This is a genomic window from Streptomyces sp. NPDC023541, assembly GCF_055559995.1.
The window spans coordinates 283,612-303,061 of the sequence record NZ_JBVHJO010000008.1; the positions used below are offsets into that span (position 1 = coordinate 283,612).

The 19,450-nt window shown below is 73.7% G+C and carries 22 protein-coding genes; 13 read left to right on the plus strand and 9 right to left on the minus strand.

Annotation, left to right across the window (positions count from 1 at the left end):
* Positions 1-88 precede the first annotated feature (88 nt).
* Positions 89-1,744 carry an FAD-binding dehydrogenase gene (locus ACZ3X1_RS22060; RefSeq protein ID WP_356810858.1) on the minus strand — a complete coding sequence of 552 codons (1,656 nt, stop codon included), beginning with the start codon at positions 1,742-1,744 and terminating at the stop codon, positions 89-91.
* Between the two features lie 84 nt (positions 1,745-1,828).
* Here ACZ3X1_RS22060 and ACZ3X1_RS22065 point away from each other — a divergent pair, with 84 nt between their 5' ends.
* From ACZ3X1_RS22065 to ACZ3X1_RS22095, 7 genes are all read left to right on the plus strand, one after another.
* Positions 1,829-2,350: an NUDIX domain-containing protein gene (locus ACZ3X1_RS22065; RefSeq protein WP_356810857.1), complete on the plus strand. Its 522-nt coding sequence runs from the start codon at positions 1,829-1,831 to the stop codon at positions 2,348-2,350.
* 9 nt (positions 2,351-2,359) lie between these two features.
* Positions 2,360-2,758: a YidH family protein gene (locus tag ACZ3X1_RS22070; protein ID WP_356810856.1), complete on the plus strand. Its 399-nt coding sequence runs from the start codon at positions 2,360-2,362 to the stop codon at positions 2,756-2,758.
* Positions 2,759-2,760: 2 nt separating this feature from the next.
* Positions 2,761-3,072, plus strand: coding sequence for a DUF202 domain-containing protein (locus tag ACZ3X1_RS22075; RefSeq protein WP_467280682.1), 312 nt, complete (start codon positions 2,761-2,763; stop codon positions 3,070-3,072).
* Positions 3,073-3,155: 83 nt separating this feature from the next.
* Positions 3,156-3,452 (plus strand): hypothetical protein, encoded by a 297-nt coding sequence (locus ACZ3X1_RS22080; protein ID WP_467280683.1) that lies wholly within the window; start codon positions 3,156-3,158, stop codon positions 3,450-3,452.
* A gap of 132 nt (positions 3,453-3,584) precedes the next feature.
* On the plus strand, positions 3,585-4,496 hold the full coding sequence (locus ACZ3X1_RS22085; protein ID WP_467280684.1) for an MBL fold metallo-hydrolase: 912 nt from the start codon (positions 3,585-3,587) through the stop codon (positions 4,494-4,496).
* Between the two features lie 137 nt (positions 4,497-4,633).
* Positions 4,634-5,701: a phosphotransferase family protein gene (locus tag ACZ3X1_RS22090; RefSeq protein ID WP_356810852.1), complete on the plus strand. Its 1,068-nt coding sequence runs from the start codon at positions 4,634-4,636 to the stop codon at positions 5,699-5,701.
* 10 nt (positions 5,702-5,711) lie between these two features.
* Positions 5,712-6,926 (plus strand): acyl-CoA dehydrogenase family protein, encoded by a 1,215-nt coding sequence (locus ACZ3X1_RS22095; RefSeq protein ID WP_356810851.1) that lies wholly within the window; start codon positions 5,712-5,714, stop codon positions 6,924-6,926.
* A 9-nt stretch (positions 6,927-6,935) separates the two neighbouring features.
* On the opposite strand, the gene ACZ3X1_RS22100 is transcribed toward ACZ3X1_RS22095, so the two are convergent.
* On the minus strand, positions 6,936-7,304 hold the full coding sequence (locus ACZ3X1_RS22100; protein WP_467280685.1) for a MerR family transcriptional regulator: 369 nt from the start codon (positions 7,302-7,304) through the stop codon (positions 6,936-6,938).
* 54 nt (positions 7,305-7,358) lie between these two features.
* Between ACZ3X1_RS22100 and ACZ3X1_RS22105 the strand changes: the two genes are divergently transcribed.
* Entirely contained in the window at positions 7,359-8,531 is a 1,173-nt protein-coding gene (locus tag ACZ3X1_RS22105; protein ID WP_467280686.1) for an alkene reductase, read from the plus strand.
* On the opposite strand, the gene ACZ3X1_RS22110 is transcribed toward ACZ3X1_RS22105, so the two are convergent.
* From ACZ3X1_RS22110 to ACZ3X1_RS22120, 3 genes are all read right to left on the minus strand, one after another.
* On the minus strand, positions 8,470-9,075 hold the full coding sequence (locus tag ACZ3X1_RS22110; RefSeq protein ID WP_356810849.1) for a TetR/AcrR family transcriptional regulator: 606 nt from the start codon (positions 9,073-9,075) through the stop codon (positions 8,470-8,472). The two genes, ACZ3X1_RS22105 and ACZ3X1_RS22110, sit on opposite strands and share 62 nt — an antisense overlap.
* Positions 9,076-9,142: 67 nt before the next feature.
* Complete coding sequence (locus tag ACZ3X1_RS22115; protein ID WP_467280687.1) at positions 9,143-10,891, minus strand: AMP-binding protein; 1,749 nt, start codon at positions 10,889-10,891, stop codon at positions 9,143-9,145.
* Complete coding sequence (locus tag ACZ3X1_RS22120; RefSeq protein ID WP_467280688.1) at positions 10,876-11,640, minus strand: SDR family oxidoreductase; 765 nt, start codon at positions 11,638-11,640, stop codon at positions 10,876-10,878. Before ACZ3X1_RS22120 ends, ACZ3X1_RS22115 begins: the two co-directional genes overlap by 16 nt.
* A 94-nt stretch (positions 11,641-11,734) precedes the next feature.
* On the opposite strand from ACZ3X1_RS22120, the gene ACZ3X1_RS22125 reads away from it, so the two are divergent.
* The 4 genes from ACZ3X1_RS22125 (at position 11,735) to ACZ3X1_RS22140 (ending at position 16,054) form a co-directional block, all read left to right on the plus strand.
* Positions 11,735-13,054: an exo-beta-N-acetylmuramidase NamZ family protein gene (locus ACZ3X1_RS22125; RefSeq protein ID WP_467280689.1), complete on the plus strand. Its 1,320-nt coding sequence runs from the start codon at positions 11,735-11,737 to the stop codon at positions 13,052-13,054.
* A 206-nt stretch (positions 13,055-13,260) separates the two neighbouring features.
* Positions 13,261-14,589: a serine-threonine protein kinase gene (locus ACZ3X1_RS22130; RefSeq protein WP_467280690.1), complete on the plus strand. Its 1,329-nt coding sequence runs from the start codon at positions 13,261-13,263 to the stop codon at positions 14,587-14,589.
* A gap of 95 nt (positions 14,590-14,684) precedes the next feature.
* A complete protein-coding gene (locus tag ACZ3X1_RS22135) occupies positions 14,685-15,266 on the plus strand; it encodes a hypothetical protein (protein WP_356810844.1) in 582 nt (193 codons plus the stop codon).
* Entirely contained in the window at positions 15,263-16,054 is a 792-nt protein-coding gene (locus tag ACZ3X1_RS22140) for a 3-keto-5-aminohexanoate cleavage protein (RefSeq protein WP_467280691.1), read from the plus strand. Before ACZ3X1_RS22135 ends, ACZ3X1_RS22140 begins: the two co-directional genes overlap by 4 nt.
* 14 nt (positions 16,055-16,068) lie before the next feature.
* Here ACZ3X1_RS22140 and soxR read toward each other — a convergent pair whose 3' ends face one another.
* Entirely contained in the window at positions 16,069-16,512 is a 444-nt protein-coding gene (gene soxR / locus ACZ3X1_RS22145; protein ID WP_390079177.1) for a redox-sensitive transcriptional activator SoxR, read from the minus strand.
* 108 nt (positions 16,513-16,620) lie between these two features.
* Between soxR and ACZ3X1_RS22150 the strand changes: the two genes are divergently transcribed.
* Positions 16,621-17,082 carry a MaoC family dehydratase gene (locus ACZ3X1_RS22150; RefSeq protein WP_030901938.1) on the plus strand — a complete coding sequence of 154 codons (462 nt, stop codon included), beginning with the start codon at positions 16,621-16,623 and terminating at the stop codon, positions 17,080-17,082.
* On the opposite strand, the gene ACZ3X1_RS22155 is transcribed toward ACZ3X1_RS22150, so the two are convergent.
* The 3 genes from ACZ3X1_RS22155 to ACZ3X1_RS22165 form a co-directional block, all read right to left on the minus strand.
* A complete protein-coding gene (locus tag ACZ3X1_RS22155; protein WP_356810841.1) occupies positions 17,073-17,708 on the minus strand; it encodes a TetR/AcrR family transcriptional regulator in 636 nt (211 codons plus the stop codon). The two genes, ACZ3X1_RS22150 and ACZ3X1_RS22155, sit on opposite strands and share 10 nt — an antisense overlap.
* Before the next feature lie 96 nt (positions 17,709-17,804).
* Complete coding sequence (locus tag ACZ3X1_RS22160; protein ID WP_356810840.1) at positions 17,805-18,092, minus strand: YiaA/YiaB family inner membrane protein; 288 nt, start codon at positions 18,090-18,092, stop codon at positions 17,805-17,807.
* 122 nt (positions 18,093-18,214) lie between these two features.
* Entirely contained in the window at positions 18,215-19,375 is a 1,161-nt protein-coding gene (locus tag ACZ3X1_RS22165; RefSeq protein WP_467280692.1) for an acyl-CoA dehydrogenase family protein, read from the minus strand.
* Between the last annotated feature and the right edge of the window lie 75 nt (positions 19,376-19,450).

A 19,450-nucleotide genomic window follows, 5' to 3' on the forward strand; every position in this document is an offset into this window, starting at 1 on the left:
GGGGCCGGTGGCAGCGCGCCGACGGCTGGGCGCCGGGGCCGGGCACCGGGGCCGGGGCCTGGGGCCGAGGCCGGCGGCAGGGCCGGGCTCAGCCGACCGCCTGGGCCGCGGCCCGGCCCGCCGCGCGGCCCGAGAAGATGCACCCGCCGAGGAAGGTGCCCTCCAGGGCCCGGTAGCCGTGGACCCCGCCGCCGCCGAATCCGGCCGCCTCGCCCGCGGCGTAGACGCCCGGCAGCGGTTCGCCCGTCCCGGTCAGGACCCGGGAGGAGAGGTCGGTCTCCAGGCCGCCGAGGGACTTGCGGGTCAGGATCGAGAGCCGTACGGCGATCAGCGGGCCGGCCCCGGGGTCGAGGATGCGGTGCGGGGCGGTGGTGCGGATCAGCTTGTCGCCCAGGTACCTGCGGGCGCCGTGGATGGCGGTGACCTGGAGGTCCTTGGTGAAGGGGTTGGCGATCTCGCGGTCGCGGGCCACGATCTCGCGCCGGACGGCGGCCTCGTCGAGGAGGTCCTCCTTGGTGACGGCGTTCATGCCGCGCACGAGGGCGGAGAGGTCGCGTTCGACGACGAAGTCGGCGCCGTGCTCCATGAAGGCCCTGACCGGGCCGGGTACGGCCTGGCGGGCCCGGGTGATGACGTCGCGCACCGACTTGCCGGTGAGGTCGGGGTTCTGTTCGGAGCCGGAGAGGGCGAACTCCTTGCCGATGATGCGCTGGTTGAGCACGAACCAGGTGTGGTCGTGGCCGGTCTTCATGATGTGGTCGAGCGTGCCGAGGGTGTCGAAGCCGGGGAAGAGCGGTACGGGCAGCCGCTTGCCCGTGGCGTCCAGCCAGAGCGGGGACGGGCCGGGGAGGATGCGGATGCCGTGCTTGGCCCAGATCGGGTCCCAGTTCTGGATGCCCTCGGTGTAGTGCCACATCCGGTCCTTGTTGATGTGGCTGGCGCCCGCCGCCTCCGCGATGCCCAGCATCAGGCCGTCGACGTGTGCGGGGACCCCGGAGAGCATCCGCCGCGGCGGGGTGCCGAGCCGGGCGGGCCACTGCGCGCGCACGAGGTCGTGGTTGCCGCCGATGCCGCCGCTGGTGACGATCACGGCCTGGGCCCGCAGGGAGAAGGACCCGGTGGCCTCGCGGCCGCTGGCGGTGCCCCGTACGGCGTCGGAGGGCTCCAGGATCTCGCCGGTCACGGTGTCCACGGCGCCGGCGGTGGCGGACAGTCCGGTCACCCGGTGGCGGAACGCCAGGCGGACCAGGCCGCGGGCCACGCCTTCCCGGACCCGCCGCTCGAAGGGCTCCACCAGGCCGGGGCCGGTCCCCCAGGTGATGTGGAAGCGGGGGACGGAGTTCCCGTGTCCGTTGGCGTCGTAGCCGCCGCGCTCCGCCCAGCCGACGACGGGGAAGAAGCGGACGCCCTGCCGGTGCAGCCAGGGGCGCTTCTCACCGGCCGCGAAGTCGACGTAGGCCTGGGCCCAGCGGCGCGGCCAGGCGTCCTCCTCGCGGTCGAACCCGGCGGTGCCCAGCCAGTCCTGGAGGGCGAGGGCGTGGCTGTCCTTGATCCGCATCCGGCGCTGCTCGGGCGAGTCCACGAAGAACAGGCCGCCGAAGGACCAGTGCGCCTGGCCGCCGATGGACTGTTCCGGCTCCTGGTCGAGCAGGATGACCTTGCGGCCCGCGTCGACGAGCTCGGCGGTGGCCACGAGGCCCGCGAGCCCGGCTCCGATCACGATCACGTCTGCGTCGTACGTCATGCGGATACCCGTCCTCCGTCGATGGTGGGGCAGATCCTTTGCTACGGAGCGGTAACCAGTCAACAGCGGTGATTGGATGAACCTGTGAGTGCCGCTGATGAAGTACTGGACGTGGTGGACCGGGAGGACCGGGTCACCGGTCAGGCCCCGCGGGGCGAGGTGTACGCCCGCGGGCTGATCCACCGCTGTGTGTTCGTGCTGGCCACGGACGCGCAGGAGCGGATCTTCGTGCACCGGCGCACCGCTTCGAAGCTCGTCTTCCCCTCGCACTACGACATGTTCGTGGGCGGGGTGCTGGGCGCCGGCGAGAGCTACGGGGAGGCCGCGCTGCGGGAGGCCGAGGAGGAGCTGGGGGTGCGGGGGCTGGCGCAGCCGGAGCCGCTGTTCAAGTTCCTGTACGAGGGCCCGGGCGGGGCCTGGTGGTCGTACGTGCACGAGGTGCGGTGCGACCTGCCGGTGGCCCCGCAGGTCTCGGAGGTGGACTGGCACACCTTCCTCACGCGGGACGAACTGGACCGGCGGGTCGCCGACGGGGAGTGGCCCTGGGTGCCGGACGGGCTGGAGGCCTACCGGCGGCTGTGCGCGCGTCGTGGCTCCCGCCAGTAGATTGACCGGGTGATCGACTTCGTCAAGGACGTACGCCTGTGGTTCGCGCCGTCGCGGCTGAAGGACGAGGGCGAGACCCCCGACTACCGATTCTCGCTGGCCAACGAGCGTACGTTCCTCGCCTGGATCCGGACCGCGCTGGCCCTGGTCGGCGGCGGTTTCGCCGTCGACCAGTTCCTGCCCGACCTGCGGTGGGGGGTGCGGGTCGGGATGGCCTTCACGCTGCTCGCGGTCGGCGCCGCCTGCGCGCTGCGCGCGGTGAACCACTGGGTGCGCTGCGAGCGGGCGATGCGGCGGCACGAGGACCTGCCGCTGTCGCGGTTCCCGGTGGTGCTGAGCCTGGGCGTGGGGCTGGTCGCGGTGGCGATGGTGGTGGTCGTGCTGCTGGGCTGGACGTCGGGGCGGTGAACGTGCCGGGCACGGACCGCGACGCCGGGCTGCAGCCCGAGCGGACCCGGCTCGCCTGGCGGCGTACGACGCTGGCGTCCTCGGTGGTGGCGGTGCTGGCGCTGCGGCAGGCGCTGCACGGGTCCGGCTCGTCGACGGAGGTGGCCGGGGCGGCGGTGATCGTGCTGATCTGGCTGGTGTTCCTGTGGGTGGCGCACCGCAGGATCCGGGCGCTGGCCACGGGCCGGCCGCGGGGGCTGGCGCCCCGGTCGGCGTTGGCCGTGGTGGCGTGCACGGTGGCGCTGGCGGTGTTCGCGATGGCGGTCATCCTCTGAGCCGCTCGCCGGATCATCCCACTTCCCTTCACCGATCGGGACACAACGGGCAATAGCCGACCATTCGCACTAGTCTCGGCACCATGACGACCCTCCACCACGAACACCCCACGCACCAGCACGCCCACGGCGCGGACTGCGGCCACCAGGCAGTCCCGCACGGCGACCACGTCGACTACGCGCACGACGGCCACCTGCACCGGGAGCACTCGGGGCACTGGGACGAGTGCGAGCCGGCCGGGCACACCGCCCACAAGGGCCACCCCCACGCGCACGGCGCGGACTGCGGGCACGACACGGTCCGGCACGGCGACCACGTCGACTACCTGCACGACGGTCACCGGCACGCCGAGCACGACGGGCACTACGACGACCACTGACCGGGGCCGCCCCTGACCGGGCGGCTCCCGACCGGGGCTTCCCCGGCCGCGAGCGGCGACCCGCCCTCCCCCGCCGCGGCGACGGCTGACAGGATGCTGACCGCCTGTCAAAGCGACCCGGGGAGAGCGCAGATGTCCGTCGATGACCCGTACCTGCTCCAGCCCGCGCCGGGGGTGTACGCCTACGTCCAGCCGGACGGCGGCTGGTGCCTGAACAACGCCGGCTTCGTGAGCGACGGCGGCCGGACCCTGCTCGTGGACACCGCCGCCACCGAGCGGCGGGCGCTGGCACTGCGCGAGGCGGTCGTGGCGGCCGGGGTCCCGCTCCCCCGGACCGTGGTCAACACCCACCACCACGGCGACCACACCTACGGCAACTCCGTCTTCACCCCCGAGGCGTTGATCCTCGGGCACGAGAACGCACGGGCCGAGCAGCTCGCCGCCGGGCACCAGCTGGAGATGATCTGGCCCGCGACGGACTTCGGGGCGATAGACATCACCGCGCCCGACCTCACCTACGGCGACCGGGCGACCGTGCACGTGGGCGGGACCGAGGTGCGGGTCGTCCACCCGGGCGTCGCGCACACCACCGGCGACTCGGTCGTGTGGCTGCCCGCGCAGCGGGTGGTCTTCACCGGGGACCTGGTCTTCGCCGGGGGCACGCCGTTCCTGGCGATGGGCTCGCTGGCCGGCTCCCTGCGGGCGCTGGAGCTGCTGCGATCACTGGACGCGGAGACCGTCGTACCGGGCCACGGACCGCTGACCGACCCGTCGGCCTACGACTCCACCGAGCGCTACCTGCGGTACGTGTCCGAGCTCGCCCGGGAGGGGCACGCCAAGGGGCTGACCCCGCTGGAGGCGGCCCGGCAGGCCGATCTCGGCGAGTTCTCCGCGTGGCGGGAGAGCGAGCGCCTCGTGGCGAACGTGCACCGGGCGTACGCGGAGCTGGCCGGTGAGCCGGAGGGTGCGCCGCTGGACATACTGGCGGTGCTGAGGGACATGACCGCGATGAACGGCGGTACGCCGATCCTCTGTCACGCATGAGGCCGGCCGGCCGGAGGTGTTCTTTCGGCCCGCCCTCTGGACTACATACCGACTGGTCGGCATGATTGGGTGCGGGGGTGCGCCGACGCACCGCCCGCTCTTCCCCCTCGTCAACTCTCCGCACGGAGGTGCGCACCATGACCTCAGCCCCGGCCGATCCCCGAGGCCTGGACCTGGAGCGGCTGCGCGGTCATCTCGACCGGGCCCGGCCGGGACTCGTGGCCGGTGCGCTGCGCGGCCGGCTGATCGAGGGCGGCCGGTCGAATCTCACGTACGAGATCACCGACGGGTCCGCCCGCTGGGTGGTGCGCCGGCCGCCGCTCGGCCACGTGTTGGCCACCGCCCACGACATGCGCCGCGAGCACCGGGTCATCGCGGCGCTGCACGGGACGGCCGTGCCGGTGCCGGAGCCGGTGCTGCTGTGCGAGGACGAGACCGTGCTCGGCGCGCCGTTCTACGTCATGGAGTACGTGGACGGGGTGCCGTACCGCACGGCCGGCGAACTCGCCGCGATCGGCCCGCAGCGCACCCGGCGGGCGGTGCTCGGATTGGTGGACACACTGGTCGAGCTGCACGCGGTGGACCCGGAGGCGGTGGGCCTGGGCGACTTCGGCCGGCCGGAGGGCTTCCTCGACCGGCAGCTGCGGCGCTGGGGCAAGCAGCTCGCGGCCTCCCGGGGGCGGGAGCTCGCCGGGATCGACGAGCTGCACGGCGCCCTGGGCCGCAGGCTGCCCGACTCCCCCGCGCCGACGGTGGTGCACGGCGACTACCGGCTCGACAACGTGCTGATCGGCGGATCCCCGTCCGGCACCGACACGATCCGGGCGGTGCTGGACTGGGAGATGTCCACGCTCGGGGATCCGCTGACCGACCTCGGGCTGCTGGTGATGTACAGCTCCGATCTGGGCCTGACCGGGTCCCCGGTCAGCACGACGAGCGGGGCTCCCGGCCATCCGTCACCCGCCGAGCTGGTCGAGCGGTACGCCGCCCGGTCAGGCCGGGACACCGGGGCGATCGCCTGGTACACGGCCTTCGCGTGGTTCAAGCTCGCGGTGATCCTCGAGGGCATCCACTACCGCTACACGCTCGGGCAGACCGTCGGGGCGGGCTTCGACCGGATCGGCGAGCTGGTTCCGGTCTTCATCGAGCACGGACTGACCACCCTCCAGGGCCTCCCTCCCTTCGAAAACGGCAAGAAAGGCTGAGGAACGCAGCATGGACTTCGCATTCGACGCCCGGACCGAGGAACTCCGCGAGCGGCTGCTCGCGTTCATGGAGGAGTACGTCTTTCCGGCGGAGCCCCTCGCCGCCGAGCAGCGCGCACGGCTGGCCTCGCCGTGGGACACCCCGGCCGTCTTCGGTGAACTGAAGGCCGAGGCACGGCGCCAGGGCCTGTGGAACCTTTTCCTGCCCGACTCGGAGTACGGCGCGGGCCTGACCAACCTCCAGTACGCCCCGCTGGCGGAAATCACCGGCCGCAGCCCGCACCTGGCGCCCATGGCGACGAACTGCGCGGCCCCGGACACCGGGAACATGGAGCTGCTGTCGCAGTTCGGGAGCGAGGAGCAGAAGAAGCAGTGGCTCCAGCCGCTGCTGAACGGCGAGATCCGCTCGGCGTTCGCCATGACGGAGCCCGACGTGGCGTCCTCGGACGCGACGAACATCGAGACCCGAATCGAGCGGGCCGGTGACGAGTATGTGGTCACGGGCCGCAAGTGGTTCATCTCGGGTGCCATGAACCCGGACTGCGCGATCTTCATCGTGATGGGCAAGACCGACCCGGAGGGCGCCGATCCGCGCCGTCAGCAGTCGATGGTGCTGGTCCCGCGGGACACCCCGGGCGTCGAGGTGCGCCGGGCCATGACGGTGTACGGGTACGAAGACCACGACCACGGCGGCCACGCCGAGGTGGTGTTCGACGGGGCCCGCGTCCCCGCGGCGAACCTGATCGGCGAGGAGGGCGGCGGCTTCGCCATCGCCCAGGCGCGGCTCGGCCCGGGCCGCATCCACCACTGCATGCGGCTGATCGGCATGGCGGAGCGGGCCATCGAGCTGATGTGCCGGCGGGCGGTGGAGCGTACGGCCTTCGGCAAGCCGCTGGCCGCGCAGGGCGTCGTGCAGAACTGGATCGCGGACGCCCGGGTGACGGTGGAGCAGTTGCGGCTGCTGGTGCTGAAGACGGCCTGGCTGATGGACACGGTCGGGAACCGGGGCGCGCACACCGAGATCCAAGCCATCAAGATCGCGACTCCGCGGGCGGTGGTGCGGATCCTGGACGACGCGGTGCAGCTGTACGGCGCGGGCGGGGTGAGCCAGGACTTCCCGCTGGCCGAACTGTGGGCGGCGGCACGGACCCTGCGGCTGGCCGACGGACCGGACGAGGTGCACCAGCGGTCCCTGGCCCGGCGCGAACTGAAGCGCTACATGTAGAGAGGCCCGTCAGGGCGTCGTGGTGCGGCCCGCCGCCGCGATGACCTCGTCCAGCACCTCGCGGGAGCGGATCAGCTCGCCGATCATCCGATCGATCCGCTCCCGCTCCCCGACCAGTTCGGCCACCAGCGCCGGGGTCGCGCGCACCGACGGGCCGCCGTCCTCGTCCCGCATGCAGGGCAGGATCTGCCCGATCTTCGCGCTGTTCAGGCCGGCCGCGTAGAGCTCCTGGATGCGGATGACCCGGTCAACGGCCCGCTCGGAGAAGTCCCGGTGGCCGCCGGGAGTACGGTCGCAGGCCACCAGCCCCAGTGCCTCGTAGTAGCGCAGCGAACGCTCGCCCACGCCGGTGCGCGCCGCCAGTTCCCCGATCCGCACGGTCCACCCCAGGTCTTGAATCTGACATCAGTGTCAGGTTTTACGGTACCCGGCATGACGCAGCCACAGCGGGTCACCGCCGCATCCCGACTCTTCTCTTCCGCCCGCCTCGGGGGCCTCGAACTCCCCAGCCGCCTGGTGATGGCCCCGCTGACGCGCAATCGCGCCGGCGCCGACGGCGTACCCGGCGAACTCATGGCCGCCTACTACGCGCAGCGCGCCTCGGCCGGTCTGATCATCGCCGAGGCGGCAACGCCGAACGCCGTCGGCCAGACCTACCCCCACATCCCCGGCATCCACACCCCGGCGCAGATCGCGGGCTGGCGCCGGGTCACCGACGCCGTGCACGGGGCGGGCGGGCGGATGTTCCTCCAGCTCCAGCACGGCGGCCGGGTCGGCCACCCCGACACCAGCGGCCACGTGCCGCTCGCCCCGTCGGCGGTGCGGTTCCCTGAGCCGCTGCACACCCCCGGCGGGCTCCGGGACGCGGTGACGCCCCGGGAGATGACGGACGAGGACGTCAGGTCCACCATCGCCGACTTCGCGGACGCCGCGCGCGGCGCGCTGGAGGCCGGGTTCGCCGGGGTGGAGGTGCACTCCGCCAACGGCCACCTGCTCCACCAGTTCCTCGCAGGGAACACCAACCGCCGCACCGACGGCTGGGGCGGGTCCGTCGAGGGGCGCATCCGCTTCACCGTCGAGGTGGTGCGGGCGGTGATCGAGGCCGTCGGAGCGGAGCGCGTCGGCGTCCGGATCTCCCCCGGGCTGGACGTCAACGCCATCGAGGAGGGCGACACGGAGGCGCTCTACCGGGCGCTGATCCCGGCGCTGGCGCAGCTCGGGCCGGTCTACCTGCACCAGGTGTACGCCGATCCGGACCTGCCGCTCTTCGGGGAGATCCGCAGGGCCTGGCCCGGCACGCTGATCGCCAACCCGGCGCTCTCCCGCGAGGAGGTGGCGGCCGACGGGGGCGCGCGGCGCGGCGAACGCCTGCTGGCCGCCGGCGCCGACCTGATCGCGCTGGGCCGCGGCTTCCTCGCCAACCCCGACCTCGTGGAGCGGCTGCGCACGGGCGCTCCGCTCAACGAGGTGCGGCCGGAGTTCCTGATGTACGTCCAGGGGCCGGAGGGCTACACCGACTACCCCTCGCTGGACCCGGCCGCGGTCAGGGCCGCAGGGCCCGCAGCAGCAGGTCCGCGAGGTGGTCGGCGACCTGCTGCGGTGTGAGCGGGCCGTCGGTCCGGTACCAGGTGGACAGGTGGTGCACGGACCCGAAGTGGTAGTCCACCACCAGGTCGGCGGGGGTGGCGGTGGAGAACACGCCGGCCCGCTGCCCCTCCTCGATCAGCGCCCGGAAGCGCTCGTGGTAGCGCCGGCGCTCCGCCCGTACCTGCTTGAACTTCTCCGGGCTGAGCTGGTGCATCGACCGGAAGAAGATCATGGCGTCGTCGAGGTTCTCGATGGTGGTGACGACCACGTCGGCGGCCGCCGCCCGCAGCCGCTCCTCGACGGGGGCGTCGGAGGAGGCCACCGCGTCGAGGCGCTGCTGCTGCAGGCGCAGCATCCGCGCGTACACCTCGTGCAGCAGGTCGTCCTTGGAACCGAAGTAGTGGTAGAGCGCGCCCTTGGTGACCCCGGCCGCCTCGACGATCTCCTGGACGGACGTGCGGTCGTAGCCGCGCTCGGCGAACAGCCGGGTGGCGACGGCCAGCAGCCGCTGCGGTACCGGGGCCTCGTGCGTGCCTGCGGGTTCCGTGGTCCTGGCCGCCATGGTGCTGACCTTCCTCTTCTCGTTCTGCCTGGTCGCTGCGACCAGCTGTACGACCGTCCGACTGTTTTCAGCCGCGGTCGCGCAGTTCCCGTCGCAGGATCTTGCCACTGGTCGTCTTCGGAAGGACAGGCAGGATCTCGACCCGGCGCGGGTATTTGTACGCGGCGAGGCGCTCGGCGCAGTACGCGGAGAGTTCCTCGGGCCGGGCCGCGGTGCCGGGGCGCAGGCTCACGTACGCCTTGACGCTCTCTCCGCGGTACGGGTCGGGGACGCCGACCACCGCGGCCTCGCGGACGGCGGGGTGGGTGTAGAGCACGTCCTCGACCTCGCGCGGCCAGACCTTGAAGCCGGAGGCGTTGATCATGTCCTTCTTGCGGTCGACCACGTAGAGCCAGCCGTCGGGGTCCATGAAGCCGACGTCCCCCGTGCGCAGTTCGCCGTCCGGGAAGGCCTCGGCGGTCTCGGCGGGCAGGCCCCAGTAGCCGGGCACGACCTGGGGGCCGCGGACGGCGATCTCGCCGGTCCGGCCGATGGGGAGTTCGGCCCCGTCCTCGTCGAGGATGCGGACGACCGTGTCGGCGCCGGGCAGGCCCACGGACAGGGTTCCGGAGGCGGGGTCGACGGGGGCTTCGAGGTGCACGGGCACGGTGGCGCAGGGGGCGGTGCACTCCGTGAGGCCGTAGCCGTTGCGCAGGTAGAAGCCGAAGGCCGCTCGCAGGCGCTCGACGAGCGCGGGCGGGAGCGGGGCGCCGCCGGAGGAGATCACCTGGAAGGAGGCGAAGTGGTCGGGGGTGACGGCGGGGTGGGCGGCGAGCGCCATGAAGGCGGTGGCCGGGCCGACGGTGTAGGCGGGGCGGTGTTCCAGGAAGGCGTCGAGGACGGCGCCGGCGTCGAAGCGGTGGGCGATGACGAGGGTGCCGGCGTTGACGAAGCACGCGGCGAGCTCGCAGACCATGCCGGTGATGTGGAAGAGGGGCGCGAGGGCGAAGTAGCCGGCGCCCTCGGCAATGGGGTGGGAGGTGACCTGCCGTACGGCGTTGTAGGTGAGCGCCCCGTGCGGGTTCATCGCGCCCTTGGGGGTACCGCTGGTGCCGGAGGTGTAGCTGATGAGGGCGGTGTCGTCGGCGGTGGGCTCCGGGCCGTCCGGGGCGCGGTGGCCCCGGCGGGCCACGGACGCGAGGTCGGCGGTGTGCGGGTCGGCGGCGTGCGGGCCGGCGGGACCGGCGGCGGTGTGGTCCGCGGACCCGGCCTGCTGGTGCGGTACGGAGGGCCGGACCGGGGCGGGGTCCTGGGGCCGCGGTGCGAAGAGCCGCGGGTCGTCACGCGTCTGGAAGTCGCGGTCCGAGGCGGTCAGGACGCTCCGCACGGCGCTGCCCCGCACGGCCTCCCTCAGGTACGCCGTCCACGCGCCGTCGTCGCACACGAGTGCGGCGGCCCCGGAGTCGCGCAGGACGTGGCCGACCTCGCCCGCCTTGTACATGGGGTTCAGGGGGACGACGACGGCCCCGGCCTTCCAGGCGCCGAGGACGGAGAGCACGAAGTGCGGGGTGTTCTGGAGCATGACCGCGACCCGGTCGCCGCGCCGGACGCCGCGCGCCGCGAGGTGGCCGGCGACGGAGTCGGAGAGCGCGTCGGCCTCGGCGTAGCCGATCCGGCCGTCGAAGTAGGCGAGCGCGGTGCGTTCGGGGGCTCGGGCGGCGGCTTCGCGGAAGGCGTGCAGGACGGTGGGCGGCGGCGCGACGGGCGCCCGCTGGGCCGGTGAGAGCAGGCCGAGCCATGGCTGGGCGGCGTAGGTGGAGGTCACCGGGTCTCCCATGTCTGCTGGAGGTGGTTCATGGCGCTCAGCCAGCGGTCCGGTTCGGTGGCGCGGACCGCGTAGTAGTCGGCGACCTCGGGGTGCGGGAGGATCAAGAAGCGGCCCTTCTCCATGCCGTCGAACAGCGCGTCCGCGACCGCTTCCGGCTCGATCGCGGTCGGCGCGAGGACGAGTTCGCCCGCCGAGCCCGCGGCGGTCAGCATGTCGGTGCGCACTCCTTGCGGGCAGATGGCGTGGACCTGGACACCGCGGTGCCGGTAGGTCAGTGACAGCCATTCGGCGAAGGCGAGCGCACCGTGCTTGGTGACACTGTACGGGGCCGCTCCGATCATGGTCAGCAGACCGGCGGCCGAGACGGTGGACACGAAGCGGCCGCTCCCCCGCTCCAGCCAGTCGGGCAGCAGCAGCCGGGCGGCGCGGACATGGGCCATGACGTTGACGTCCCAGGCCGCTTCCCAGACGGCCTCCTCGGCGCCGGCGTCACCGCCCGAGGCGAGTCCGGCGTTGGCGCAGTAGACGTCGACCGTTCCGCCGAGGGCCTCGCGGGCCTCGGCCACGATCCGGGAGGCGTCGCCCGGCAGCGGGATCGCCCGGGCTCCGATCTCGCCCGCGACCGCGGCGGCCCTGGCGGGGTCGAGGTCGTTGACCACGACCGTGGCGCCCTCGGCCGCGAAGCGGTGGGCGAGGGTGGCGCCGATGCCGCCGCCCGCGCCGGTGACGACGACTCGCTGGTCCTGGTACGCGCTCACGGGATCACACCTCTCGTACGGCCGGTTGCGGATCTGGGCAGACTAACCAGTCGGTATGTCGGGGCGGAAGGGGTGCGGTGCTTAGCGTGTCGGGATGACGTTGTCGCGACGCGGGGTGCTGGGGCTTGCGGGGGCCGTGGGATCGATCGGCGCGGTGGGCGCGGGGGGCGCCTTGGGCGCGGCGGGTACCGCCGGAGCTGCCGGGACCGGCGGGACCGCCGGGACTGCCGGGACTGCCGGGGGCGGCGCGACACCGGCGGCGGGCCGGGTGCGTACCGGCTTCGAGCGGCTGGCGGCGGACGGGTACGCCGTCCTGGCCGGGCAGAAGGTGGGGGTGGTCACCAACCCCACCGGGATCGCCTCCGACGCCCGCCACCTGGTGGACGTGCTGCACGCGGACGAACGGGTCGACCTCGTCGCGGTGTTCGGGCCCGAGCACGGGTTCCGCGGGACGGCGCAGGCGGGCGACTCCGAGGGGGCCTCGCGGGACCCGGCGACCGGGCTGCCCGTGTACGACACGTACGACAGGAACGGGCAGCGGCTCGCCGACGTGTTCACGGCGGCCGGGATCGACACCGTCGTCTTCGACATCCAGGACGTCGGGGCGCGCTTCTACACCTACATCTGGACGCTCTACGACTGCATGCGCGCGGCCGCCCTCGCCGGCAAGGCGGTGGTGGTCCTGGACCGGCCGAATCCGGTGGGCGGCCGGCGGGCCGCGGGGCCGGTGCTGGAGCGGCCGTACGCGAGCTTCGTGGGCCGGGAGCCGATCGCGCTCGCGCACGGGATGACGGCGGCCGAGCTGGCACGGCTCTTCAACGGCGAGTTCCTGGGCGCCGCGCCGGTCCGGCTGACCACGGTGGCGATGTCCGGATGGCGGCGCGGGTCGTTCTTCGGGGAGACCGGGCTGCCGTGGGTGCCGCCGAGCCCGAACATGCCGACGCCCGACACGGCCCTCGCGTACGCCGGCACCTGCCTGTTCGAGGGGACGAATCTCTCCGAGGGGCGCGGGACGACCACGCCCTTCGAGGTGCTGGGCGCGGAGGGGATCGACCGGCGCTGGGCGGAGGCGGCGAACGGGCTGGGGCTGCCCGGGGTGTGGTTCCGGGAGGCGTACTTCACTCCCACCTTCTCCAAGCACGTGGGGAAGGTGTGCGGCGGGGTCCGGCTGATCGTGCACGACCGGGAGGCCTTCGACCCGGTGCGGGCCGGCATCGGACTGCTGGTCACCGCGCGCCGGGCGTGGAGCGGCTTCGGGTGGCGCGCGGACCACTGGATCGACCGGCTGACCGGCTCGGACCGGGTGCGCACGCTGGTGGACGCCGGCGCCGGGGTGGAGGAGGTCGCGGGCGACTGGGCGGCGGGGCTGGCGCGCTTCGAGGCGGTGCGCGCGCAGTACCTGCTCTACGCCTGAGGCGGTCGCGCCGGGGGGCTGGCCGGGCGGGCGCCGCAGCAGGATGCTGGCCGCACCGGAGGCACGGCGTGAAGGGGGACCTCATGGCGGACGTCGTTGGCGGATTCGGCTCCAGGACGGGGACCGGAAGCGGGAACGGGGTCGGGAACGGGAATGGGGTCGGGAACGGGAAGGGGATCGGGTTCGCGACCGGGTCCGGGATCGGGGTGGGGCCGTACACGGAGCTCACCTTCGACTCCGAAGGGGACGTGGACCGTGCCACGCAGGGGGCGGTGGCCCGGATGGAGGCCACGGACGTGCTCGTCTTCGCGCACGGCTGGAACAGCGACCGGTCCACGGCGGTCCGGCTCTACGACCGGTTCTTCGCACCCTTCCCCGCGCTGGTGGGGCCGGGGGTGCGGCTGGGGTACGTGGGTGTCGTGTGGCCTTCGATGCGGTTTTCCGACGAGCCGATACCCGACTTCGAGGCGCCCGGCGCCCTCGCGGAACCGGGCTACGGCTGCGCCCTCGACCCCCTCACCCGGCAGGCGCTCGAAGGGGTCTGGCCGGGCCGGCGCGCGGAGCTGGACCGGCTTGCCGAACTGCTGGCGGAGCAGCCGGAGTCGGCGGCCGCCTTCATCGAGTTCGGTGCGCTCGTACGGGAGCTGGCCGGGGTCGACTCGGTGCACGCGCCGGCCGCGCCGGCGGTCCCCGCGATCTTCGCGGACGACGTGCTGGAGGTCTGCCGGGTCCTCTCCCTCGCCCTGGCGAGGGCCGGGGCCCGGGCCGGGACCGGGGCCGGGGCCGGGACCGGGGCCGGGGCCGGGACCGGGACCGGGACCGGGAGCGTGGCCGCCGGCGCCGAGGGGCCCCGGCTCACGGTCGGCGAGGGCCCCTGCGGCCTGTGGGGCGGCGCCAAGGAACTGCTCCGACAGGCGACGTACTACAAGATGAAGAAGCGGGCGGGTGTGGTCGGCGAGCGGGGGCTGGGCCCGGTACTGGCGGAGCTGGCGGCGGGCCGTCCGGCGATGCGGTTCCATCTGATCGGCCACAGCTTCGGGGCGCGGGTGGTGTCCTTCTCGCTGCGCGCGGTGCCGGACGGAGCCCGGTACGTGAAGTCCGTGACCCTGCTCCAGGGAGCCTTCTCCCACTACGCCTTCGCCGACCGGCTGCCGCACGACAAGGACCGCGGCGGGGCCCTGCGCGGCCTCGACCGTAGGGTCGACGGGCCGGTGGTGGCCTGCCACTCCCCGCACGACTCCGCCCTCAAGGTCTTCTACCCGCTGGCGTCCCGCATGGCAGGTGATTCGGCCGGTCTGCTCGGCTTCGACGAACGGTGGGGCGCGATCGGGCACGACGGGGTCCGGGCGGTGCCGGGAGCGCCGCGGCTGAGCCTGGACACCGCCCTGCGCGACGGGGTGCCCGCGGCCGGTTGCGTCAGCGTGGACGCGGGCTCCGTGGTGCGGCGCGGCGGCGCCCCCTCGGGGGCGCACAGCGACATCTGCCACGAGGAACTGGCCCGGGTGGTGGTGTCCGCGGGGCGCATGGGGCGCTGAGTTCCGGCCATGTGCCACCGGCACGCCTCGTCCGCCCCCGCATGCGCCCGCACCCGAGCGGGCATGTTGGGCACATCGGCGGAGGTGATGGTGTGATGGCGGGATTCCGGAGTCTGGCCTATCAGGTGCGCGACGCGCGCAATGACCGGGCTCTGCGGCGCCACTCGCTGCGCCGCTGCCTGGAACGGTTCGCGCCCTACGGGCACCGGGCCACGTGGTGGCACCTGTGCGACCGGCACGGGATCGGCCCCGAGGACCGGGGGGCCGACCCGCTGCGGCTGGTCGCCGCGCTGGAGGAGCTGGAGGACGCGCGGACGGTCTGGCTGGAGTACGAGCGCCAGTTCGCGGAACGGCGCCGGCGGGAGAAGCACCACGGGCTGCGCCGGCCGGAGTGGGCGTGGGGCGGCAGCGGGGACGCGGTGGTGCGCTGCGCGGACCCGGGGGTGCGGCCGGAGGGGGCGCTGGGCGAGGTGCTGCGGCGCCTGGTCCGGGCGCTGGAGTCGGAGCCGGGGACGGCGTGCCCGGTCTGCGGGGACACCGAGCTGCGGTGGCCGGAGGTGGCTCCGGTGGGCCCCTGGGCGGGGGCGCTGGCGTGGGACGGGCCGGTGTGCGCGGGCTGCGGGATCGTGGTGCCGAGACCGGCGCTGGCGGACTTCCCCTCGGCGGGCGCGGCGTGAGCGGTGCGGGCCTGTTGGCGGTGGTCTCGCTGAACGGTTCGCGCAGTGCGGCCGACGGGCCGGCCGTGCCCGTGTCGCCGGAGGATCTTGCTCGGTCGGCGGTGCGGGCCGTCGCCGCCGGGGCGGGTGAGGTGCTGGTGCACCCGCGGGCCCCGTGCGGGCGGGAGAGCCTCTCGCCCCGGGTGGTCGGGCCGGTGCTGGAGGTGCTGCGGGGCGCGGGGGTGGGCGTACCGCTGACGGTGCCGGCGAGCATCGGGGCCGAGCCGGATCCGGCGGAGCGGCTGGCGCGGGTCCGGGCGTGGACGGTACTGCCGGACCGGGCGGTGGTGCGCTTCGCGGAGCCGGGGGCGGCCGAGCTCGCGCGGGCCCTGCTGGAGCGGGGCGTCGCGGTGGACGCGGTGGTCGCGCTCGGGGGCGCGGCCGGGCCGCAGGCGCTGGAGCGGCTGCGGGCCTGGCTGGTACGGGAGCAGGGGCGCGGACTCGGCGGGGGCCCGGGCGGCGTCGGCCGGGTCCGGGTGGCGGCGGAGGTCGCCGAGGAGCCGCCGGACGTACGGGCGGCCGGGGCAGGGCCGGCCCTGCCGGCCGGTCTGCGCGGGCTGGCGCCGGAGGCGGTGCTGCTGTTCGGGTGCGACGGGGCCTCCTGGCCGGCGCTACGCCTGGCCGGCCGGTGCGGCGCGGCCGCGCGGACCGGCGTGGGGGACGTGCTGCACCTGCCGGACGGCCGGCCGGCGCGCTCGAACGCCGAACTGGTCACGGCGGCCGGGGAACTGCTGCTGCGGCAGGGGTGAGGCCGGTGGGCGGGTCAGAGGCGCGAGCCGGTGAGCCGTTCGCCGAAGACGTCGTCGGGGTTGGACAGGGCGCAGGTCTCCATCGAGAGGCAGCCGCAGCCGATGCAGTCCGTCAAGTGGTCGCGCAGCCGGGCGAGCCGGCTGATCCGTTCGTCGAGCTCGGTGCGCCAGGCCTCGGACAGGCGGGCCCAGTCCTCCCGGTTGGGGGTGCGCTCCTCGGGGAGCCGGGCCAGTGCCTCACGGATGCTGGCGAGCGGGATGCCCACCCGCTGGGCCGCGCGTACGAAGGCCACCCGGCGCAGCGCGTCACGGGTGTAGCGGCGCTGGTTGCCGGCCGTGCGGCGGCTGTGGATCAGGCCCTTGGCCTCGTAGAAGTGGAGCGCCGATACGGCGGCGCCACTACGGGCGGACAGCTGGCCGACGGTGAGCTCGTGGACCTTCTCGGGAATCTGCGGCACCCGGCCGAGGGTAGCCGGAGGTCCGTTGACATACACATACGGTCCCAGCATGCTGAGCAAGCGCTTATTCGTCCGTGAGTCAGTGGTCCGCGAGAGACAGGAACAGGCATGGCCGAGCCGAGGGTCTTCACGTCCGCCGAGGAACTGCACGCCGGGATCGGCGAACCGCTCGGTCCGAGCGGGTGGCTGGAGGTGGACCAGAAGCGGATCGACCTCTTCGCGGACGCCACCGGCGACCACCAGTGGATCCACGTGGACCCGGAGCGCGCCGCGACGGGCCCCTTCGGCTCCACCATCGCGCACGGCTACCTGACCCTGTCGCTGCTGCCCAGCCTGGTGCCGCAGGTCATGCGGGTCGAGGGCATGCGGATGGGCCTCAACTACGGGACGAACAAGGTCCGTTTCCCGGCGACGGTGCCGGTCGGTTCGCGGCTGCGCGCCACCGCCGTGATCACGGAGGTCGCGGAGGCGGGTGGCGGCGTACAGGTCACGGCCACGGTGACGGTGGAACGCGAGGGCGGCGAGAAGCCGGTGTGCGTGGCGGAGTCGGTGTCCCGCTACTACTTCTGAGGGCGCGGCCGCGCCCCCACCATGCGCAGTACGAGGTCGGCGTAGAGCGCGCCGACCTCGTCGGGCGTGCGCTGTCCGGCCGCGCTGAACCAGCGGGCCACGTCGATGCACAGCGACAGGACGGCGAGGGTGGTGCCCGGCACGTCGGGGACGTCGAACTCCCCCGCCGCGACCCCGTCGGCGAGGATGCGGCGGACGGCGGCGTCGCTCTGCCGGCGCAGCGCCACGATCTCGGAGCGGTGCTCCGGGGCGAGGGCGTCGAGCTCGTACTGGACCACGCGCGCGGTGGTGTGGTGCGCGGCGTGCCACCGTACGAAGGACCGCACGGCGGCGTCGAGGCGCTCGGCGGCGCAGCCGGGGCCGTCGGCGGCGGTGGTAAGGATGTCGAGGGCCTTGTCGTGCCCGATGCGACTGATCCGGTGGAGCAGCTCTTCCTTGGTCTTGTAGTGGATGTAGAGCGCGGCCGGGCTCATGCCGGCGCGGCCCGCGATGTCGCGGGTGGTGGTGGCGTGGTAGCCGCGCTCGGCGAAGGCGTCGACGGCGGCGACGAGCAGCCGCCGTGCGGCGTCCGGGGTGACCTCGGACCACGGTCGGTAGCCCTCGGCCGTGTCCTCCGCGCTGTCCATCGCCCACTCACCTCTTCACCATTCGGGAGTGAACACCCTACAGGGCGGGTGAGCAAGCGCTTAGCATTCTCGGGCCGGTCGCTTCGGCCACGGGGGCTACTTCGGCGCGAACGGATCGTACTCGGCCATGATCTTCTCCATTCTGGCCTGATCCACTCGGCTGACGATCTGCGTGACCTCCTGGCGGTCGCGGATCACCTTGGCGAGGGTGAAGGCGGAGGTGGTGAGGTAGAGGACCGCGATCCCGAGGAAGGCGCGGACCCAGCCGTCGGCGTCCAGGCGGTAGATCCCCACGGCCACGGCGATGAGGGCGATGGCGAAGGAGGCGACGGCCTGTCCGTAGTACGCCCCCGTGCTCTGCTGCTTGACCGGTGTCTCGTTCATGCGTCGAGCATCGGGCCGCGGCGGGGCGGAGCGCATGCGCACGCGTACTCATACGGGTACTCAACCCGTGAGGCGCCGGGCACCGGGGCGCCGGGCACCGGGGCGCCGGGCACCGGGGCGCTCTAGAAGGCCGAAACCCCGGTGAGGGCACGGCCGATGAGGAGTTTCTGGATCTGGCTGGTGCCCTCGTACAGGGTCGCCACGCGGGCGTCGCGCAGCAGCTTCCCGGTCGGGTACTCGTCGATGTATCCGTAGCCGCCGTGCACCTGGAGGGCGTTGCCGGCGGCGCGCACTGCGGCCTCGGAGGCGAAGAGCTTGGCGGTGGAGGACTCGGTGGCGAAGGGCCGCCCGCGGTCGATGAGGTCCGCGACGCGCCAGGTCAGCATCCGGGCCGCGTCCACGTCGACCGAGATGTCGGCGATGAGTTCCTGGACCAGCTGGTGGTGGGCGATGGGCTTGCCGAACTGCTCGCGGTGGGCGGCGTACGAGACGGCCGCGTCCAGGGCGGCCTGTGCGATCCCGACGCAGCCGGCAGCGACCGACATGCGGCCCTTGGCGAGCGCGGACATCGCCACCGAGAAGCCCTTGCCCTCCGGGCCGAGCATCGCGGAGGCGGGCACGCGGACCCCGTCGAGGGCGAGTTCGGCGGTGGCCTGGCCGCGCAGGCCGAGCTTGCCGTGGACCTCGCGGCGCGTCAGGCCGGGGGCGTCGGCGGGGACGAGGAAGGCGGAGATCCCGCGGTGGGCCGGTTCGCCCGGTTCCTCGCCGGTGCGGGCGAAGAGCAGCACGACGTCGGCCCAGGTGCCGTTGCTGATGAACATCTTGTTCCCGTGGAGGACGTACGAGTCCCCCTCGCGCACGGCGCGGGTGGTGAGGTTCGCGGCGTCGGAGCCGGTGCCGGGCTCGGTCAGCCCGAAGCAGCCGAGCGCGTCGCCGGAGCACAGGCGCGGCAGCCAGGCGCGCTTGTGCTCCTCGGTCCCCCAGGCGGCGATCGTCTTCGCGACCAGGCCGAGGGAGACCGAGACGATCCCGCGCACGGCGGAGTCGGCGCGGCCGAGCTCCTCGGTGACCAGGACGTAGGCGAGGTGGTCGCCGCCGGAACCGCCGTACTCCTCGGGGACGGTCAGGCCGAGGAAACCGAGCGCGCCCAGCTTCTTCACCACGGCCCGGTCCACGCTCTCGGCGCGGTCCCACTCGGCGGCGTTCGGGACGATCTCGCGCTCGGCGAACTCGCGGGCGAGCCGGCGTACGGCGCTCTGCTCCTCGCTCAGCTCAAGATTCACCGGAACCTCCTCTGGCGGTGGTGCGTGGCGTGGGCGGGTGGAGTGTGGCGGGGGCGGCCGGCGCTGCTTTAACTA

Excerpts from the sequence above, each read along its gene's own strand:
- ACZ3X1_RS22060 (WP_356810858.1), bottom strand. The coding sequence starts at position 1,744 with ATGACGTACGACGCAGACGTGATCGTGATCGGAGCCGGGCTCGCGGGC.
- ACZ3X1_RS22080 (WP_467280683.1), top strand. The coding sequence starts at position 3,156 with ATGACGACCCTCCACCACGAACACCCCACGCACCAGCACGCCCACGGC.
- ACZ3X1_RS22085 (WP_467280684.1), top strand. The coding sequence starts at position 3,585 with ATGTCCGTCGATGACCCGTACCTGCTCCAGCCCGCGCCGGGGGTGTAC.
- ACZ3X1_RS22090 (WP_356810852.1), top strand. The coding sequence starts at position 4,634 with ATGACCTCAGCCCCGGCCGATCCCCGAGGCCTGGACCTGGAGCGGCTG.
- ACZ3X1_RS22095 (WP_356810851.1), top strand. The coding sequence starts at position 5,712 with ATGGACTTCGCATTCGACGCCCGGACCGAGGAACTCCGCGAGCGGCTG.
- ACZ3X1_RS22105 (WP_467280686.1), top strand. The coding sequence starts at position 7,359 with ATGACGCAGCCACAGCGGGTCACCGCCGCATCCCGACTCTTCTCTTCC.
- ACZ3X1_RS22110 (WP_356810849.1), bottom strand. The coding sequence starts at position 9,075 with ATGGCGGCCAGGACCACGGAACCCGCAGGCACGCACGAGGCCCCGGTA.
- ACZ3X1_RS22115 (WP_467280687.1), bottom strand. The coding sequence starts at position 10,891 with ATGGGAGACCCGGTGACCTCCACCTACGCCGCCCAGCCATGGCTCGGC.
- ACZ3X1_RS22125 (WP_467280689.1), top strand. The coding sequence starts at position 11,735 with ATGACGTTGTCGCGACGCGGGGTGCTGGGGCTTGCGGGGGCCGTGGGA.
- ACZ3X1_RS22135 (WP_356810844.1), top strand. The coding sequence starts at position 14,685 with ATGGCGGGATTCCGGAGTCTGGCCTATCAGGTGCGCGACGCGCGCAAT.
- ACZ3X1_RS22150 (WP_030901938.1), top strand. The coding sequence starts at position 16,621 with ATGGCCGAGCCGAGGGTCTTCACGTCCGCCGAGGAACTGCACGCCGGG.
- ACZ3X1_RS22155 (WP_356810841.1), bottom strand. The coding sequence starts at position 17,708 with ATGGACAGCGCGGAGGACACGGCCGAGGGCTACCGACCGTGGTCCGAG.
- ACZ3X1_RS22160 (WP_356810840.1), bottom strand. The coding sequence starts at position 18,092 with ATGAACGAGACACCGGTCAAGCAGCAGAGCACGGGGGCGTACTACGGA.